Genomic DNA, 19045 nt, shown 5'->3' with positions numbered 1-19045 from the left:
CTCTCCTTTCTTTTACACGGATATCTTCAGACAGGTTGGGGTTTTTGTCTGATTGTACTTGGGTTTTTGTATGGTAATATTAATACAAGTATTATGGTTTCGGCGGGGAAACTCTTTTAATGATTGATAGCTTGGATACAATCCAGATAGATGCTTTGCCTGTAGGCATTGTGGTTATAGATGTTTTATCCAGAAAAATTGTGAATATAAACAAGGCTGCCCAAAAGCTGATTGGGGCGGAAGCATCTGAGATTATAGGCCATTCCTGTCACAAGTTTATTTGCCCGGCGGCAGAAGGGAAGTGCCCTATACTGGATATGGGGCAATCAGTGGACAATGCCGAAAGGCAACTGCTGACCAGCAGCGGCAAGCTGATTACCATTTTAAAAACCGCCAACAAGGTAACCATAAACGGACAGATGTTTCTGTATGAAGTATTGCAGGATGTAACTGATCCGGTTAATCTTCGTAAACAACTTCAGATACAGGTAGCGGAGCGTACAAAAGAGCTGGCCGAAATAAACAGCAAGCTGGTTCGGGAAATAAAGAACCATGAGAAAACAGAACTGAAATTAAACGAACTGTTTACCCGGTATTCCATGTTTTTCAATAACTGCAATGATGGTTTAACTCTGATTGATTTTTCAGGTTCAATACCACCCGGTAAATATATTGAAGTAAATAAAGCCTTTTGCCAGATGGTAAATTACTCACGGGAGGAGCTTCTTCAGTTAACACCGCTTGACCTTACCGCTCCGGATATGAAAGATTATGCGCTGGCGAATACAAAGCTGGTGCTGGAGTCTGAATATGCGGTACTCCGTTTCCCGAACGTGTATATTACCAAAGATGGCAGAAGGCTGGATTGCGAAATAAATGCCAGCTTTGTTTATTTAGCCGGCAGGGAAGTGGCGGTGGTAGTTTACCGTGATATTTCAGAGACCAAGCGATTGGAACAGAGCCTTCGGGAAGCATATGAAAGTGAACTCCAAGCTCATGCAGAGGTTGAAGACCAGCTGAACCAGCGCAATTACTTTATGCGGGCACTGGTGCATGAACTCAAAACACTCCTGACACCCCTGCTGGCATCCAGTGAATATTTGGTATCCGAGCTTTCGGATAGTACCTTGCTCGGGTACGCCAGAAATATGCAAAACGGGGCTATCAATCTGAATAACAAGATTGATGACCTTATGAACTTGGCAAAGGGAGAAATCGGCCAGCTGCAAATAGACCCTGAGTATGCCGATATAAGAAAAGTAATTGGTGACTGTATAGATTACCTTCAGCCTCAGGCCCAGAAGATGCAAAAGCGGATAGTACTGAATTTTGACGGGGATATTCCCTTGACCTTATTTGATAAAACAATGATCCATCAGGTGGTGCTTAACCTGCTTAGCAACTCGCTTAAATTTTCACGTATTGGCAGTGAAATTTGTGTTGAGGCTCTGAAATCAGGGGATAATATAAGGGTTTCGGTCAAAGACCAGGGTACGGGTATACCAAAGGGCAAACAGCAGGGGATTTTCACCCCTTACTATCGCATCAAGACCAAAAGGGACAGGTACGGCGGTTTGGGTTTGGGATTAGCCCTTTCCAAGATGATTGTGGAACTGCACCGGGGCGAGATATGGTTTACCAGCGAATATGGCCATGGCAGTACTTTTTACTTTACATTGCCGATAAGGAGTGAATGGGATGAAAACACTGATAATAGAGGATGATTTATCCATAATTGATCTGGTGGCCCTCACCTTTTCGGTAGCCTGGCCGGATATCCAGATAGTCAGAACCCAGCTGGGCAAAGAGGGCATAGAGCTGGCTGAAACTGAAGCACCGGATTTTATCATACTTGACCTTGGTCTGCCGGATATGAGCGGAGTAGAAGTCCTGCAGGAAATACGCAGTTTTTCCAAAGTGCCTATCATCGTGCTGACTGTGAAAAAAGACGAAATGGATGTGGTTGTAGCGCTCAGCAAAGGTGCTGATGAGTTTATCAGTAAACCCTTCCGCCAGATGGAGCTAATCTCCAGAGTAAAAAATGTTTTGAGGCGTTCACACCCTTCGGAGGGTGAAGTATATGCTATGGGCAATCTGACCTACTATCCCGCCCTGAACAAAATAGAATCCAACGGCCGTGAGCTTAAACTTTCGCCTACTGAGAATATTATCTTCCTTCATCTGGCTAATCAACGGCCAAATTATGTCACCTACCGGAGTCTTGCTTCGGTTATCTGGGGTGACGAGTATCCGGGTTGCCATAAGGCTATCAGGGTACTCGTTAACCAATTGAGGGAAAAACTGGCGTTAGTTCTGAGCCAGCCTGATTTGATAGTAACCAAGTACGGGTTAGGTTACTATCTTGGTAATGGCTGAATGCCCGCTTTAAAGCCTATTCCCCCGGTTTTACCCATGCAATACTTCGGTTTTATCTCCATATAAGTAAATTCTAATGCATTTATAAGTAAACTCTTATTTTTTCGGGCATTCGTTTATGCGAATGCTTACTTGTGTTCCCTTATTATTTAACTGTCATTCAGAGCCAAGTTTATTGGCTTTTCTCACGTGTACAAATGTCTTTATCCGCTGTGTTTGATTAAAAACTGAAAGGAGGAGGCAGAAACCCAAAACAGAAGTGAATACATTCCTGCCAAGTAATCATTAGAGGAGGAAAACATGTTGAATTTTCACAGTACACTTACCCGTAAGGATTTCCTGAAAGGAATAGGTCTGGCTGGAGCTGGATTGGGTGCCGCATCAGCTGTAACCCCCATGTTTCATGACCTTGATGAACTCGTAGCTTCAACACCCAGTACCCGCAATTTACCCTGGTTTGTTAAAGAGAGGGAGCATGGTGACCCTACCACCCCTATAGACTGGAGTATGATTCAAAGACGCCCTTACACTTGGGCGCGCATGGATCCCAGTCTACCGGTGTATGATAACCTGAAGGCCATCGGTGCGCCTGTGACCAGATGGCTGGACTGGGCTGACAAAAAGGCCGAAGATGAAATACTCTTTGCCAAAGCCCGTGAGGAATTCCCCGGTTTTGAACCGGGCATAGATGGTTTTGGAGATCTCAGAACCACTGCTCTCACCCATGCATCTGAAATGTTTGCCTTCGGGCAGTTTCCTCAAAAGATGAATCTGGGTGGCAATATGGTAGATCTGGTACCTGCAATCAGAGCCGCAGGCGGATATCTGGGTAGTACAGACAGTTATGCCGGCCCTAAAATAGTTCATACTCCGGAAGAAATGGGCGGCACCAAGTATCAGGGTACTCCCGAAGATAACCTCCGAACCCTGAAAGCCGGTATCCGCTACTTCGGCGGTGAAGACGTAGGTGCTCTGGAACTTGATGACAACCTTAAGAAATTAATCTTTACCGTTGACCAGTACGGGAAAACCCTTGAATTCGGGGACGTTGAGGAATGTGTAGAGACTCCCCGGCAGGTTATCATTCCTAACAAGTGCAAATATATTTTCCTGTGGACTATGCGTCAGCCATACGAATGGACCCGCCGCCAGTCCGGCAGGTTTGAAGGTGCGGCTACCGAAACCAGTTACGAACGGGCCTACAATACCAAAGCCCACTTCCAGGATTTTGCCCGCGGTTTGGGTTACCAGATGATAAGTGCCGGCAACAACAGCCTTTCTCCAGCGGGTGCCTGGGCAGTTCTGGGCGGCTTGGGTGAACTGTCCCGTGCTTCATATGTAAACCACCCGCTTTATGGTATTACTGTCAGAGTTACCTGGGGTTTTCTGACCGATATGCCACTTCCTCCCAGCCGCCCCATTGATTTTGGTGCCCGCAAGTTCTGTGAAACCTGCGGTATCTGTGCCGAGGCTTGTCCTTTCGGTGCTATCAACCCCGGTGAGCCCACCTGGAAAGATGATAATGCTTTCGGCAATGCTGGTTTCCTGGGCTGGCGCTGTGACTATACCAAGTGCCCCCACTGCCCCATCTGCCAGGGTACCTGTCCCTTCAATTCCCACCCCGGTTCGTTCATACACGACATAGTCAAGGGGACTGTTTCCACCACACCTGTATTTAACAGCTTTTTCAAGAATATGGAGAAGTCCTTCAAGTACGGACGGAAGAACCCTGCTACTTGGTGGGATGAAGTGGATGACTATCCTTACGGGGTCGATACCAGTTACTAAGAACAACTTTGGTATAGGAGATAAATAAAATGATTTATTGGATTGGCGTGCTTTCGGGCGTAGGTTTAGCCCTTTTGGTAAACTGGCTCAAGAAAAAGACAGCCGTCAGGTGGTATGAATGGCTGATAGGTGCACTGGGATTGCTGTCAGGTATTGGTGCAATCCAGCATTACTTCGGGTCTCTGGTTGAAAATGAACCCGAATCAGCCTGGATGGGCTTCCTGGTGTTTTTCATCCTGGCCGTAGTCTTATTGGCTACCTCCTGGGCGCTGTTAAGGCGTCACCCGCAATCTGGTTAATGCCATTATTTGTGATAAGGGGGGATACTTTAGGGTATCCCCCCTTAGTTTAATATCTGACCCGGAGAAGAAATATGCAAGAGCCTCGCTCATTTATACATGGTCTTTCTTCCAGCGATGTTTCAAATTACCGTGCCCTGACGGCTGAATATGAAAAGTATTGCCGTGAGCAGATTGCCAAGCACTTCATGGCTTCCAAGTTCAACTTCAAAAAGTGCCAGTGCTGCGGATATTGCTGTATGTGTTATCCGTGTATGCCCCGCCCGGATGAGATACCCCCGGTAGCCAAATATCTGGCTATTTCGCTGAAAGAGCTGATTGACAGGTATATGGTGGCAGATACGGCAGACTGCCAGACCTTTTTTCTCAGGTGGGCTAAGGAAGGGCAGGAAGATATAACCGGTGCCCGCATACCGCCCAGGCGCACTTATGATAAGGGTTACTGTATTTTCTTTGATAAAGAGAAGAAAGGCTGCCGGATTCACCCGGCCAGACCGGACGAAGCCAAGATAATAAAATGCTGGGATGACCGCCAGAGCCGGGATAAGAAACTCTGGGGCATGAGTGCCTGGACACAAGATGATATCTACCGGTTTTTACCGGACTTCAGCAAAGAATACTTCAGGAATTCCGGTGATACCAGGATATAGATATATGAAATCTGTCAGGTTTATAAATATAGGGTTAATGCCGGTACTACTTAGCGGGATAATGCTGTTTGGAAGTGGCTGCGGTGATACAGCTAAAGATACCGAGACAGTTCCCTACACACTGGATTACGCCAAGATATTTAATGCCTATACTTCATCTGCCATAGATGGTGAAGGCATAGCAGCAGACCGCTGTGATACGTTTACTTCCGATATACCGGTTATATATTTCAGCTGGCAGCCGCGTTCACTGGATGTGTGTTGTGCCGCAACCAGTGTGGTCTGGTTTTTTGAGGGAGAGGAGATATCAAGTATATCGCTTATTGATTCCTCTACCTGTGTGCATACGGCCTCTCTGGAAAGACCCGAAGGCGGATTTTTAAAAGGTAATTATCAGGTAGTGCTTTACATAGGCATAAGCGAATACTTTAAGCTGGACTTTACAGTGATGTAGTTTAGTGGATTTAATTGCGTTTAATCTCCCCTCCAAATTTCTACGTTCAAATGCCCCGCCCTATCAATTTCAAGTCACATTAGTTGCTTTGGCGAAGATCGGGAGAGGTAGCTGCCATCTGAAACACGGCTGGAATTTATGTGCTCTGGGTAACCGTGTGTGCAAAAAGAAGATACCAAGGGGTTTGTAGACTGGTTGGCAGCAGTAATATTTTCTTTCGGTTTTAGGCAAAGTCATGTTTCAAGGGCAGGTTCAATTTATTTTTGGTATGATTACGATGAGGTTATATTTGTCTTAGGTATAGCAGATGGCATATAATCCTACAATATATCATCCAGTTTGATTATCGTTGACGAAATTGTAGTAAAAAGAGGATCAGTTTATGGCTGAGGTACCGGGTAGAAAGCAAAAAGAAGCCGACCAGTATTGGGTTTCCTTTGGCGCAGGGGATAAAAATATAGTAGCCGGCCTTAGGTTGGAACAAGTCCGGATTTTGGTATATCGGGTTATTACAAAGAGTTTTCAACCTCTCGGTATTACACCGGAGCAGGCTATTATTCTGGTGGAAGTCCACAATTCTTCAGCCCCAATGACCCCCACCAGACTGGGCAAGATAATCAGGCGTGACGCGGCGGCGATCTCCCGGATACTCAGTCGTATGCAAAAAAACGGCACCATACTCCTGATGAAAGATTTGGAATATAAAAACCTGATACGGATTGAACTTACCCCAAAAGGTACGGAAATTTGTGAAGGTGTTGAGAAAATAATAAAATCCCAGCACGCCGTACTGTTTAAGGTTTTAAGCGAAACCGAGGTAGATTCATTTCTTGTGATGCTGGAAAAGATTAACAAAGTTGCATCAGATGTCCTTAGGCATATGAAATTTAAATCTGATTTATAAATAATTATCTCATTCTGGCTTGGAGAGCGACATTGTCGCTCTTTTTTATTTCCCAGAGGTACTAGTACTTTAGTACGATGTATTTATTAGTATTTGTCATGTAAACTTGTCATATATAACTTTACACGACAACATATACCCTAAGGCAAATAAAAAGCCGGGAAAAGATATGGGAATCTTTCGTATACAGATTCGGTATGTTTAGCAAAGACAAACTGGCAAGTTGCCTGATTCACAGAGTATGGCCTCAAGGGGCTGTTTTTCCGTCTACTGGGTTTTTATTAAGAGATATGGTCTGTTGGGAGCAATACTTTGCCTTTGGAAATGTCTCTTCGGGTTTAGGGTTTCTATAAGGATTTTCTGGCGGCTGGGTTTATCGGTGCATTTATTATTTTCTGTTGCGGGTTTTAAAGAATTAAGCTGTTGCCCGGCCGAATAAACGAGTGAATAAGATGATTGCCAATATAGAAATATAGGAGGTGCAGATATAGGAAAATCCAAAATTGGTTAACGTGTGATGCGTAAAAGTATTAAAGGTGATTTAGTAAAAGGAGGCTAAGATGGCCCAGTTTCATAGTGTTCTGAGCAGACGTGATTTTATGAAAGGCCTAGGGTTAGCAGGCGCGGGAGTAGGAGCCGCAGCTGCGGTCAGTCCGGTTTTCCGTGATTTGGATGAAATGGCTTCAGCACCCTCGGCACGGGTTAACATGCCCTGGTGGGTTAAGCAGGTAAACGAGACCACCACCCCTATTGATTGGGATGTGCTCCCAACTTTGGGGCCTGCTTATAAAGGCCCTCCCCCTATGGGTTTAATCCCGCCCGCCTATCCGGAATCAGAGATTTTCCGGATGAAGATGGACCGCATTCTGGAAAAATATCCGAATTGGGATAAGGGCGCAAATACACTGGGATTTCCCGGTGCCTCCAGCGATCCTGAATATCCTGATTATGTAGGGGATATAAAAGACAATGCTCTGGTTATGGGAGCTGCCTTGCTTAACATGGGAATGTTCCCCAAAGAGTTAATCATGGCAACCCATGGTGCGTATATGGGTCTGACTGACCACCCCGAAGGCTGGAGGATAATGCCTGCAGTAGAGCAGCGTGGCGGCACCAAGTGGCAGGGAACTCCCGAAGAAGCTTTGAAGATAGTAAGGGCGGCGGTCCGCTTTTACGGCTTTGATGATGTTACTGCCATACCGGTAGATGACCATTTCCTTAAGGTAATGTATGGTGAGAAATGGCTGATAACTCATGGCGCACCCACCACCTTTGAATTTGGTGATGTAGATGATATCGTCTGCACGCCTGCCATACGCCCCACCAAGATTGTTCTGCCTCGCAGGATGAAATGGTTTCTGCAATTTTCATCCCGTCAGCCCGGCGAAGTCACCCGTCATGCCCTTGGGACAACCCAGAATGCCGGCCAGGCATATTACTACACCAGCTGGGTAAAGATAGTTAAGAGCATACAGGACTTCCTGTGGGGTCTGGGATATATCTCGCTGGACAACTGTAATGGTCGTTTTGCACCTACCGGTGCTACCGGTATTTTGGCTGGTGCCGGCGAACTGGCCCGCTGGGGCGGTGTTATGACTCCCAAATACGGTATCTCTGTACGGGTAATGCACGGGGTACTTACCGACCTTCCTCTGGAAGAATGCAAACCTATAGATTTTGGCGGACGCAAGTTCTGTGAGACCTGCGGTATCTGTGCAGATGCCTGCCCGATGGGAGCTATCAGCAAGGATGAGCCCACCTGGGATGCGGCTAAGCCGTACCAGTACGGCGGTTACCTGACCTGGCGCACCGATATGGCAGTTTGTTCTCATTGTCCGGTCTGTCAGGGTACCTGTCCGTTCAATGCCTTTGATAAATCAGGCGTACATGAACTGGTTAAAGGCACTGTTGCAAATACCTCAATCTTCAACGGCTTTTTTACCAGCATGGACAAGAGCTTTGATTATGGGAGAAAGCCGCCTGAAGAATGGTGGAATTCCGAACAGCCGGTAACCGGCATAGACACCTCAATTTAAGGGCAATAATCCGAAAAGGAGAGACAAAATGAATTATCTGATAGGGCTGCTGATAGGAATAGTTATAGCCTTAATAGCATACACGCTTAACCGCAAAGTCAGTTTCAAGTGGTATGACTGGGTTTTGGGTGTGGCCATACTTGGTTTACTGAGTGTGGGTACCCAGCACCTGCTTTCCTCGCTGGCAGGCTTTGAAACCAGCGCTGCCTGGTTTGGGTTTGCAATTTTTGGAGGTTTGGCAGTAGTGCTGGCACTGGTAGAGTGGAGACTGCTTTCCGCCAGGAATAAAGCAGCCTAGAAGTTAAGTTAAGAGCGGGCGGGAGGGCAGCTTCTTTGAATATGCCTTCCTGCCCGTCTGAACCCGTAAGGGGAGGAAGACCGATGAAATGCCTTCATCAAATATCCGCAGTTACAAATCAGGGGATATCAGCCGGTGATTAACACAGAGGGAACACCGGTCTATACCGAGCAGGAGAAAGCCTACTGGAAATCCCTTGCCCGCGAGTACGAAGCCCATCTGGCTGACATGGCAAAGAAACATCCCACCGCCGCCATGCTGGGGGTTAAAACCTGTGTGCGCTGCGGCCAGTGTTGTTACACATATGTTTGCATACCCCGGCCGGAGGAACTGCCTGCCGTAGCGGATTATCTGCATATATCCGTAAGTGAGCTGATTTCCAAATACATGGTAGCCGATACTGAAGATTGCCGGACCTTCTTCCTGCGCTGGGCAAAACACGGGGAAGAAGACATTACCGGGGGGGCGGATTCCGCCCATACGCACCTATGATCACGGGTACTGCATATTCTTTGATGAAAAAGCAGGCAGCTGCCTTATCCACCCGGTACGCCCCCAGGAGGCAAGGTACGTCAAGTGCTGGAAGACCGGTAACGGGCGTGATCGGAGCCAGTGGGGCATGAGCGGCTGGACTAAAGATGATATTTACCGGTTTATACCTGATTTTGATTCCCATTTGCCTCAAGGCATAGGAGCAGATAAATGACAGAAGTAATAGTCTCCTGGAGCGGGGGCAAAGACTGCACTCTGGCCTGTTATAAAGCTATAAAGAGTGGTCTTAAGGTCAAATATCTGGCCAGTATCATCACCCGAAGCACCGGCAAACTCTGGCCGCACCTGCTTACACCGGAAGTGCTCAGGATGCAGGCTGAGGCTATAGGCATACCCCTTCTGGAGTGGCCTTCAGCCACGGAAGGGTACGATGACAACTACCGCCGAATGCTCGGTCAACTTAAAACAGAGGGAATAGAGGGGGTAGTCTTCGGGGACGTCAATATAGGCAACAGTTTTGCCGTAAAGCACCTTAACTGGATAAAGAGCGTCTGCGAGCCTACCGGTATGGACTACCACCTGCCGCTCTGGCAGGACAACCGGGCCACCCTGCTCTCCGAGCTTATAGACTTGGGGTTTGAAGTAAGGATACTGGCGGCAGACAGCACCGAGCTGGGTGAAAGCTGGCTGGGACGGAAGCTGGATAAGGGCATGCTCACAGAGCTTACGATACGCCACAGCCTGTCTCCGAATGGGAATGTGGGGTATTACCATACCTTTGTGACTGACGGGCCTCTATTTAAGTCACGGCTGGTCATAGAGGAATGGGACAGGGTATTTGATGAGCAGGCTCAATTCGGGGGTATGGGTGTCTGGTATATGGACATCAAACGCTGCCGTCTGGAAAGCAAGAAAGCAGAAGCAAGCAATACTTACTCTGTCAGATGATTTCAAAGCGGGTTACATTTATCCGAATTTGAATCACTTTCATTCAGGAATACGGCAGAGCTTTTAAGGTGTACGGGAGTACACAATCCGAGCTGTATTTTGGGTGAGGGAAGGAGGTGGTGTAAAAGAGGATACACGTTTATTTATAAGCAGCAGGTTTTGTCAAAATTAAACTGGAAGGGATCGTTTATGATTAAGAAACACTCCACAGTTTCCCGTAGGGATTTCATGAAGGGACTGGGTCTGGCTGGGGCAGGAATCGGCGCAGCTGCGGCGGTTACTCCTGTTTTTCATGACTTGGATGAACTTATGTCTTCATCTCAGGCAACACTTAGTCGCCCCTGGTATATAAAGAACAGGGAATTCGGGGATATCGGTATAGAGCTTGACTGGAATCTTATCAAACGCAGAGATTTGAGGCAATATGACAACTTTACTATGAAGTATTTGCCGTTCCAGTATCCCGGTGGCCCGCCTGCTTTTATGCAGGGTATGGAAAGCGCTGCCCAGAAAAATAGCGACAGGCTAAAGGAATTGTGGCCTGATTATAAAGCAAGCACCAGAGATCTTGCTTTGGCAAACGCATTAGGTTCAGTTGGTACATTTGGTACTTACGCCTTAAATACTACTCAGGGAGGATGGAAAGTAGATCCGGCTCCTACTCCCGAAGAACTGGGCATCCCCAAATGGGAAGGCACTCCGGAAGAAAACCTTATGATGATAAGGGCGGCTTTCAGCGTAATGGGTCTGGGCCCGATGGTAGGTGTATCCGAGCTGAATGAAAAGACCAAGAACTTTGTCTATGAATATACCGGTGATTCCTGGACCTGGTTACCTCAGGGTCAGCCGAGTGAGCATATTATCTTTGATGATAATATCAGTGAATTTTACCGAACTCAAAATCCCAATACGCTCCACATACCCTCTTCTCACAAATATGTAATCTCAACCCATAACTTGTCTTTAGACGAGCTTACCCGCCGTACCTATTCACCGCTTGGCACACCGGCCGAAGCCATTTCCTACAGCCGTGTTGCCATAGCCAAAAACTTTGTTGAAGAGTTTATACGCGGGTTAGGTTACCATGTGGTTTATGGGCATGCTCTGCAGCCGGCGCTTGTCTGGGACTTTTTGAGTGGTGTTGCCGAACATTCCCGCATGGGTCAGAACGCTGTTTCGCCTGAATATGGTGGCATGATGCGGGCTCATGCTACTTTTTATACCGACCTGCCTTTGGCATTCACCAACCCCACTGATGCGGGCTTAACTAAGTTCTGTGAAACTTGCGGTATATGCGCTGATGCTTGTCCCGTAGGTTCCATATCCCCGGTAGGTACCGATCGCAATTGGGATAACGCTTGCGGTCAGGACTGGGCAAATGACATTCAGAACGGCGGCGCAGAAACTATGTACAATATCCCCGGATACAAGGGGTGGAGGTGCAATACCTTTAGTTGCATGACAACCAAAGCGGCTTGCGGTGCTGCCTGCAAGTTTAGCTGCCCCTTCAATGCTCTCCGCAACGGCAGCTTTATGCACAGTATAGTTAAAGCAACCGTATCAAATACTTCATTGTTCAACGGTTTCTTCAGGAACATGGAAGAAACCCTGAAGTATGGTTATATGGCTAAAGAGCCGTCATCCTGGTGGGAGACACCTGAGGCCTGGTACGTTTATGGCACTAACCCGAATTCTTTACGCCAGTAACAAAAAAGGAGGGAAACCGTAATGGAGAATTTTATACCTTTCATGCTGATTGGGGCTGTTGTTACTGCTGGCCTGTTCGGAGTTATCTCCTGGCTACGTAAGAGCAATATAAAAGTCAGCTGGTACGAGTGGCTGATAGGTATTGTTGGTCTGGGGCTTCTTTTGCTGGCAGTCCAACACCTTTTCGGCGCTATGTCAGAGTTGTTTTCCTATGCAGCCTGGATGGGATTTGCGATTATAGGCATACCGGCTCTTATCCTGCTGGCAATTGCTTGGCAATTAGTTGTTAGGAAAACCAAGAAAGCCTAGGTTTAGTCCTTATCAGTACACATTGAGGGAGGGGAAGCTATATTCCCCTCCTCTTTTTATTTTGCCTGATTTTACCCGGACCTATAAACGAGGGTCTATCAGAACTCGAATTTCCCAGCCAGTTATATATGCCTGAGTAGCCCGCCCTATCAATTTCAAGTCACATTAGTTGCTTTGGCGAAGATCGGGGGGAGGGTTGGTCTCTGTCGAAACACGGAAACTAGGGTTTGTTAATAAGCCGATTAAGTCCGAATGATTTACCCCGCTCCTTTTCCAGTCTAACATGAAACGGGACTCATTTTAGGGGGGCAGGTCAAGGGCTGCTTCTGCTGATTAGTCATATCTTGTCTTAAATAGGCGATACAATTCAATTCTGTAATCAAAAACGAGTATAAGGGAAATACTACAAATCAATTGTGTCTTTTATCTTTAATTTTTTCATACCTGATACCAAAAGTTTCTCCAAAATACCCTTAAACTGGTCAATTTCCTTTTCGTTCAGATCCTGAAATACTTCTTGGAAAAATTCAGGGTTAAAAGATTCCTCACAAATTTGCCGGCCTTTGTCAGTCAGATTAACTCTTATTCTGTTTTTCCATTCTGAATCCTGCTCCAGAGTAACCAGCCCCCTGCTTTGCATTCGTTTCAAATTTACAGCAATGGTGTGCGGTTCTCTAAGGAGCTGGCGGGATATCTGGATTGGAGTTGGAGCTACGGGACTATTTTTTACAACCATAAGAATAGTTGACTGTTCCGGGCTTATATCCAAACGATGCAGGTTTCGCTTAGAGAGTTTGTAGAGAATATTTCTGGTTCGCATGATTATGCCGAACAACTCAATATTTTTATCTTCAAAATCAAAAAGGAAAAAATTAGACATATTCTTAACTCCTTATGATTCTAATTTTAACTGTTAATTTTCTTATATTCAAACTCACTATCCTATTGACTAAGGTGATATAATTTATCTATATAGTAAAACCACATAGATAAACTGCTTCAAAGGTCTTACCGGCAGCCAAATTTGTAACTGCCGATGCAGATAAGGAGGTGAAAATAAGCCAAATCAGTTTGGTATTTCCTACCTAAATAATATGAATGGAGTGTAAATATGAATCAATTCCATAGCACAGTAAGCAGACGTGACTTCATGAAGGGCCTTGGTCTTACAGGGGTAACCTTGGGTTCTGCCAGTGCCTTAAGTCCTCAATTTCGTGATCTGGATGAACTTGCGAACTCAGCTAAGGTAGTTAACAAACGTGGTTGGTGGGTCAAGGAAAGAGACTACGGCAATCCCACCATAGAAATAGACTGGAACTTGATGAAACGCCGTGATTTACGCGGTTTTTCAAACTGGGATTATGCAAGTTTGATGATGGCCTTTCCCGGAGGCCCGCCGGCGTTTAAAGCAAACACTCCGAAACAGGCAGCCGCTGTAACCGCAAAAGCAAAGGAAATCTGGCCTGACTATGCAGGTCCGACTATCCGGGATAAGGCTTTATCAAGTTCTTTTTGGGCATCCGCCTACGGTCATTCCGGATATTGCCGCAGTCAAAATCAGCACGGTATGCCAACGGAAATACCTGCACCCCGTCCCAGTGCAATAAACACACCTGCATGGGAGGGAACACCTGAAGAAAATGCAGCCATGCTCAGGGCTGTTTTCAGTCTTGTCGGGTTGGGGCCGGTAATAGGCACTACTATGCTGGACGAAAAATCCCAAAACTTTATCTGGGAGTATTCCGGTGTAAGCTGGACAGGTGATGAATCCGTTCCAGGCAATAAGCATATTGTTTTGGATTCAGGTATAACCGAATCCTATGTGGATGCGACCAGTTTCCACATCCCCACTTCGCAAAAGTACGTCATCGCAACTCACAATATTTCATGTGACGGGTTTCTGCGCCGCTCTATGGCGGGCGCAGGTTTTTCCAGCACCGAAGAAATGTCTTATGTCCGGGTTGCCTATGCAAAGAGTATTGTGGAGCAGTTTATCCGCGGGTTAGGGTACAACGTAACCTACGGGCATGATCTGCAATCAGCTGTGGCTTGGGATATGTGGAGCGGTGTTGGTGAACATTGCCGTATGGGTCAGGTTATCGGTTCTCCTGAGTATGGCGGTTTGCTGCGCACCCACGCTGTTTTTTATACTGATTTGCCGTTGCCGGTAACCAATCCGATAGATGCCGGGTTCGTCAAATTCTGCGAAACCTGCGGTATCTGTGCTGAAACCTGCCCTGTAGGTGCAATACAGGAACGCGGTATTGATCGTAGCTGGGATAATAATTGCGGCCAGAGCTGGGCTGATGACAAACAGGCCGGCGGCAGCAAGGTAATGTATAACATTCCCGGTTATAAAGGCTGGCGTTGCAACCTGTTCAGCTGTGCATTTACGCCTTGTGCCAGCGCCTGTAAGAGTAACTGCCCGTTCAACGCCATAGGCGACGGAAGCTTTGTACACAGCATAGTAAAATCAACTGTTGCCACCAGCCCGATATTTAATAGCTTCTTTACCAGCATGGAGGGTGTTCTGCACTATGGCAAGCAGGATAAAGATCCCGCATCATGGTGGAATAGCCCTGATGAATGGTTTATCTATGGCACTCATCCTAATCTGTTGAGACAGTAAGCTACTTAAAAAAAGGAGAAAATTGATATGGAGTATTTCATACCCCTTATGCTGGTCGGGGCTGTTGTTGCAGCGGCTCTTTTCGGTATTACCAACTGGCTGCGTAATCGGAATCTAAAGGTAAGCTGGTACGAATGGCTGATAGGCGGCATAGGATTTGCTCTGCTTCTACTGGCTATCCAGCACTTTTTTGGAGCTATGGAAGAGATCTTCCCGTTTGCAGCTTGGATGGGGCTTGCGATTATAGGTGTACCAGCCTTGATACTTATGCTGGTTGCCTGGCAGCTGGTAGCCAGAAGAGCTAAACAATCCTAAGCTAACGAGTAGGAACAGGCATTTTACAAGGAGGGAGTTTACTCCCTCCTTGTTTTATTGTCCCAAAGTTTATTCGAAGCCAGAAATGGGGGTTTATAACAAGTTGAACTCACCATCCTGATATTTACGTACAAATGGGCTGGCTTAATAAGCGAGGGTATATGAATGTCGATATTCGGACGGGAAGTTCGCGGTATCTGATAAATCTTTATCTCGTTTATAAGCAAAATGGCATATATAAAGAGGGGGAGATATCTCCCCCTCTCTTCCAGATATACAAGACATTTTGGATTAGGCTTTCTCAGCCCTTTCGGCTGCCAGCCACCCGGTATTTCGTTGCACCAGCAAATCTATGTCAGGGTGCCATGAACATGAAGTAGCCGTTGTTCTCGGCATTATTCATCATATCCAGTACATCCTTGGCAATAAGCAGCTGATTCTGAGTCCAGGTGCTCATTCCGGTATCTACCAACGCCAGTAGCTGTGCCACTGTGAGCCTGGATGCCCCAAACAAGGTCTCGGCACCGGCAAACTTACTTAGATACACTGTTGCACCCGGCCTCATGGCCGCATCAAGTGCACCACAGGTCTCTGAATCACCGTCAGTTGCACCTATGTATGACTCAAGACTTAGCCAGGCAGCCAAAAGCTGCTTCTGCACCAGTATGCGGGCTTTTTCCTGAGTCATTTTACCTTTTTGGTCAGCTGACAATAACAGGGTATTTATCTGCTCTGCGGTTAGGGTGCTGAAATAGGCGGAATCAGCATTAACCCTGTTAACAATATCTGTAATACAGTCAGTTGACCAGTGGTTATCCCAGTTTCCCCAGTAGCCTATGGTACGCGGTTGCCACTGGAAGATAGTTACCGTCCAATCGTCGGTATCCCTGTCAGCGGCACCGGTGGCATCAGTACCTACAGCGGTAGCTATATTGGTAAAGAATAGCTCCGTAATACCTTCACAGACAATCAGGTCTGAACCAGTGAATGTCCATATTTCACCCGGCTCCAGATACCCGTTGCCGTTAGTATCGCCACCGGTAAATACCAGCCCGGCAATCTGGTCATCAGTCAGGTCAACATCCAGCGAACAGTTGCCGATATTTGTCAGAGTATAGGTATAGTCGGCATCCAGTTGCTCAAAGTAACCCGTATTAGCCGGTCCTGTCTTGTCCACCTCTATGTTCGGGGTATGCAGTATTGGAACACTAAAGGTGTCTTCGTCAGTGACTTTGGTGGTATCCCAGTATCCCTCGGCCGTTGCAGTATTATCTACCGGCCCGGCAGTGAACCATGGTACCAGATAGCTGCCGGTAAATACCCATACTTCAGTCAAGTCCAGCAGACCGTCGGTATTGTCATCACCGCTCTGGTAGGTAACCGGAGAAACCAGATTATCCACTACAGCCACAGATGAAAGCGGCACATTGCCGGTATTGGTGACGGTATAGGTGTAATCTATAGTTGTATTTTCAGTAGTAGAAACGGGTAAACCCTCTTTCTCTACCTGAATACCGGGGTCAGCTACAAATTCCTCATAGCCCACATCCAGTTTAAAGATTAACCCACCCGGATTATATTGATAATATGGGCTAAGTCTGAAGGCGGGAGACGGGCTGTTGCCGTCGTCTGACCAAAAGTATTCATTGGCCGCCAGAATTGTAATGGTATTTTCACCATTTACCAGCATGGTATCCGGCACCGCAATATGCCCTACAGTTTGCCACCCGGTGGTAGCCACATAGGCTTCATGCAGGTTCGTAAGCTCCCATCCGGCTACTTTGGCGGCAGAAGAACGTGCCAAAAAGACGCCGTTTATAAATACTTCCCAGCAGTTATCTGCCGTTATATGCAAAGTACCTGCTTGAGGTGTGCCGTCAAGGGTAAAGTGCTGTTCAAATACCACTACCCGTCCGTTGGTATAGGCGGCTGCATCATACAGGGGGTTGCTGACATCATAGCCGCTTGTACCTTCGGCTCTCTGGGTTTCCCATATCCAGTCAGCTCCGGGATTAGTGGATTGAAAATACAGACTGGTTCCGGTATCCCAAACCGAGCCCAAAATATCAGGCGGTTCGGTCACATAACCGGTAGGATATGGTTTAGGTTCCTGAGCGAGCACCGCACTGAGAGGTGAACCGCTTAGGTCAACGTATACTGATCCCCCTCCAGCCTTATTGTATACGCCTACAATCTCAGTTGAAGTGCCGCTGCTGATAGATACATTTACTATCGCCGCGCTTACAGGCACAGCGGAAAACAATCCCAAGCTTACCAGAATTGAAAGTGAAAGCAATATTGATAGTGCTCTTTTCATAATAAGCTCTCCCTCCTTTGAATTGCTATCTATGTACTACCGGCAATCTCACTTAATTCAGAGCACCTCCTTATAAGCATCTCTATAATTTGACCAAAAACAAAACCGACCCCTAAAGGGCCGGTTTCACTATTAGCTCCCCGCTATCCGAGTGAACCACATATGGGTAGCGGCTCAACGCTTCCCCTTAATTTTGCTGATTCCAATACCATTATTGGCCTGCAAAAGATGCAAAGTCAATATAACTGATACTATATTATCATTACTATACATTACCACTGCTATATCCTGCCCGGTTCGTTATCCATAGCCCTTAATAATTTAACCGGATACCCATATGCGTTTGTCACCTCTCGGTTTTAAAGAGTGCGGCTTAGGTACTAGGGCAAAATAGGTGGGGAAAACCGGCAACTACGGGGTAATGCAAGCTATATAGAGTTAAATTATGCAAACATACCGAAAAAATTTCTGATGGCAGAGATGACCTGCCCCTTCCAAGAATGAGTTCAGTTTCATGTTAGACGGGGAAATAAGAAAGGGGATGGCCGGGCTTTCCGGATACTTAATATCATCGATAAATATACTCGTGAGTATCAGCCATAACAATCAACCGGCAGTTGATTTCAGAAGATGTCATAGACCAACTCTTTAACCTATTTGTCCTGAGGGGTATCCCGGAACATACCCGGTCGGACAACGGGCCCGAATTTACCGCCAAAGCGATACGGAAGTGGCTGGTCCGACTTGGCTTCAAGACTCTTTTCATAGAACCCGGCTCTCGTTGGGAGAATGGCTACATTGAATCATTTAACGGCAAACTGCGGGATGGGCTGTTGAACTTGGAGATCTTTACTACGCTTGCCGAAGCTCAGGTATTCATTACCGACTGGAGGATGCAGTACAATCAAGTCCGGGCTCACAGCTCGCTTGGTTATCGTCCTCCGGCACCGGAGACAATAATGACAGCGGTCACTACTTTAAAAGTGGTATCACTATTTGGGGGGTAGGCCAAAGTTTAATCTACTTGCTTTTTGGATGTTGATTTATAATTTGTTAACTTTTTAGATTTATCAAAAGCTAACGGTAGAAGGTGATCTCTGAAAATTGAAAGGGAATGAATTATATAATCTTTTTCTTCGTTTGGTAAAACGCTTAGCAGGGTTTGGTTTAGTTGAACAACGTCCCTGCTTGCACGGGTAAATACATCTCTGCCCTGCTGGGTAATTTCAATTCTGACCATGTTTTTTTGCTTAAGATCTTTATGTTTGGTAATAAAACCATCTTTTTCCAACCGGCCTATTATTGCCGAAACAGCTGCTGGCTCATAGACAGTAGCCTTGGCGATGGCATGAGGTGTCGGATTACCGTTAAAATTGCTTATCTCATGCAGGATTGCGAATTTTTCCAGAGTGATTTTAGATTTCCTTAATTCGCGTGTCCATAGTTTGGAAAGCAGATGGTGAGATTGAAAGAGTAAGACTTTCAAGTACCAATTAGATTCTATTGTTGATTTAGGTGACATA

General features: G+C 46.5%; 18 protein-coding genes, 2 pseudogenes and 1 riboswitch. Of the genes and pseudogenes, 17 read left to right on the top strand and 3 right to left on the bottom strand.

The window, feature by feature from the left end; translation table 11 throughout:
* Positions 1-119 precede the first annotated feature (119 nt).
* The 14 genes and pseudogenes from X794_RS06630 to X794_RS06570 all read left to right on the top strand — a co-directional run bounded on the left by X794_RS06630 (position 120) and on the right by X794_RS06570 (position 12261).
* Positions 120-1724 carry a sensor histidine kinase gene (locus X794_RS06630; protein ID WP_034375900.1) on the top strand — a complete coding sequence of 535 codons (1605 nt, stop codon included), beginning with the start codon at positions 120-122 and terminating at the stop codon, positions 1722-1724.
* Positions 1699-2376 (top strand): response regulator transcription factor, encoded by a 678-nt coding sequence (locus X794_RS06625; protein WP_011309951.1) that lies wholly within the window; start codon positions 1699-1701, stop codon positions 2374-2376. Before X794_RS06630 ends, X794_RS06625 begins: the two co-directional genes overlap by 26 nt.
* Positions 2377-2676: 300 nt before the next feature.
* A complete protein-coding gene (locus X794_RS06620; protein WP_011309950.1) occupies positions 2677-4164 on the top strand; it encodes a reductive dehalogenase in 1488 nt (495 codons plus the stop codon).
* 29 nt (positions 4165-4193) lie between these two features.
* Positions 4194-4463 (top strand): hypothetical protein, encoded by a 270-nt coding sequence (locus X794_RS06615; protein ID WP_041344594.1) that lies wholly within the window; start codon positions 4194-4196, stop codon positions 4461-4463.
* Between the two features lie 74 nt (positions 4464-4537).
* The gene (locus X794_RS06610; RefSeq protein WP_011309949.1) at positions 4538-5113 is read left to right on the top strand and encodes a YkgJ family cysteine cluster protein; all 576 of its coding nucleotides are present in this window, start codon (positions 4538-4540) and stop codon (positions 5111-5113) included.
* 4 nt (positions 5114-5117) lie between these two features.
* Complete coding sequence (locus tag X794_RS06605) at positions 5118-5567, top strand: hypothetical protein (protein ID WP_011309948.1); 450 nt, start codon at positions 5118-5120, stop codon at positions 5565-5567.
* 159 nt (positions 5568-5726) lie between these two features.
* On the top strand, positions 5727-5885 hold the full coding sequence (locus tag X794_RS07355; protein WP_155722152.1) for a hypothetical protein: 159 nt from the start codon (positions 5727-5729) through the stop codon (positions 5883-5885).
* A 64-nt stretch (positions 5886-5949) separates the two neighbouring features.
* The gene (locus X794_RS06600; RefSeq protein WP_011309946.1) at positions 5950-6471 is read left to right on the top strand and encodes a MarR family winged helix-turn-helix transcriptional regulator; all 522 of its coding nucleotides are present in this window, start codon (positions 5950-5952) and stop codon (positions 6469-6471) included.
* Between the two features lie 560 nt (positions 6472-7031).
* On the top strand, positions 7032-8507 hold the full coding sequence (locus X794_RS06595) for a reductive dehalogenase (RefSeq protein ID WP_011309945.1): 1476 nt from the start codon (positions 7032-7034) through the stop codon (positions 8505-8507).
* Positions 8508-8535: 28 nt separating this feature from the next.
* Entirely contained in the window at positions 8536-8805 is a 270-nt protein-coding gene (locus X794_RS06590; protein ID WP_011309902.1) for a hypothetical protein, read from the top strand.
* Between the two features lie 135 nt (positions 8806-8940).
* Positions 8941-9511: pseudogene (locus tag X794_RS07555) on the top strand (YkgJ family cysteine cluster protein).
* On the top strand, positions 9508-10245 hold the full coding sequence (locus tag X794_RS06580) for a diphthine--ammonia ligase (protein WP_041344593.1): 738 nt from the start codon (positions 9508-9510) through the stop codon (positions 10243-10245). Before X794_RS07555 ends, X794_RS06580 begins: the two are co-directional and overlap by 4 nt.
* A gap of 189 nt (positions 10246-10434) precedes the next feature.
* Positions 10435-11952: a reductive dehalogenase gene (locus tag X794_RS06575; protein ID WP_034376039.1), complete on the top strand. Its 1518-nt coding sequence runs from the start codon at positions 10435-10437 to the stop codon at positions 11950-11952.
* Positions 11953-11973: 21 nt separating this feature from the next.
* The gene (locus X794_RS06570; RefSeq protein WP_011309942.1) at positions 11974-12261 is read left to right on the top strand and encodes a hypothetical protein; all 288 of its coding nucleotides are present in this window, start codon (positions 11974-11976) and stop codon (positions 12259-12261) included.
* 403 nt (positions 12262-12664) lie between these two features.
* Here X794_RS06570 and X794_RS06565 read toward each other — a convergent pair whose 3' ends face one another.
* Positions 12665-13141 (bottom strand): MarR family winged helix-turn-helix transcriptional regulator, encoded by a 477-nt coding sequence (locus tag X794_RS06565; RefSeq protein ID WP_011309941.1) that lies wholly within the window; start codon positions 13139-13141, stop codon positions 12665-12667.
* A 231-nt stretch (positions 13142-13372) separates the two neighbouring features.
* Here X794_RS06565 and X794_RS06560 point away from each other — a divergent pair, with 231 nt between their 5' ends.
* Both X794_RS06560 and X794_RS06555 read left to right on the top strand, forming a co-directional pair.
* A complete protein-coding gene (locus X794_RS06560) occupies positions 13373-14890 on the top strand; it encodes a reductive dehalogenase (protein WP_011309940.1) in 1518 nt (505 codons plus the stop codon).
* Between the two features lie 27 nt (positions 14891-14917).
* Positions 14918-15205 (top strand): hypothetical protein, encoded by a 288-nt coding sequence (locus X794_RS06555; RefSeq protein WP_010937193.1) that lies wholly within the window; start codon positions 14918-14920, stop codon positions 15203-15205.
* 355 nt (positions 15206-15560) lie between these two features.
* On the opposite strand, the gene X794_RS06550 is transcribed toward X794_RS06555, so the two are convergent.
* Positions 15561-17522 carry a DUF7507 domain-containing protein gene (locus X794_RS06550; protein ID WP_011309939.1) on the bottom strand — a complete coding sequence of 654 codons (1962 nt, stop codon included), beginning with the start codon at positions 17520-17522 and terminating at the stop codon, positions 15561-15563.
* A 109-nt stretch (positions 17523-17631) separates the two neighbouring features.
* Positions 17632-17716: riboswitch (cyclic di-GMP riboswitch) on the bottom strand.
* 346 nt (positions 17717-18062) lie between these two features.
* On the opposite strand from X794_RS06550, the pseudogene X794_RS06545 reads away from it, so the two are divergent.
* Positions 18063-18529, top strand: a pseudogene (locus X794_RS06545) (integrase core domain-containing protein); the annotation flags it as partial.
* An 8-nt stretch (positions 18530-18537) separates the two neighbouring features.
* On the opposite strand, the gene X794_RS06540 reads toward X794_RS06545, so the two are convergent.
* Positions 18538-19044: a MarR family winged helix-turn-helix transcriptional regulator gene (locus X794_RS06540; protein ID WP_011309937.1), complete on the bottom strand. Its 507-nt coding sequence runs from the start codon at positions 19042-19044 to the stop codon at positions 18538-18540.
* Position 19045: the final 1 nt, after the last annotated feature.

Source organism: Dehalococcoides mccartyi CG5 (assembly GCF_000830885.1).
GTDB lineage: Bacteria > Chloroflexota > Dehalococcoidia > Dehalococcoidales > Dehalococcoidaceae > Dehalococcoides > Dehalococcoides mccartyi_B.
The sequence above is the reverse complement of the archived record's forward strand: the minus strand, read 5'-3'. Positions and strand labels throughout refer to the sequence as shown.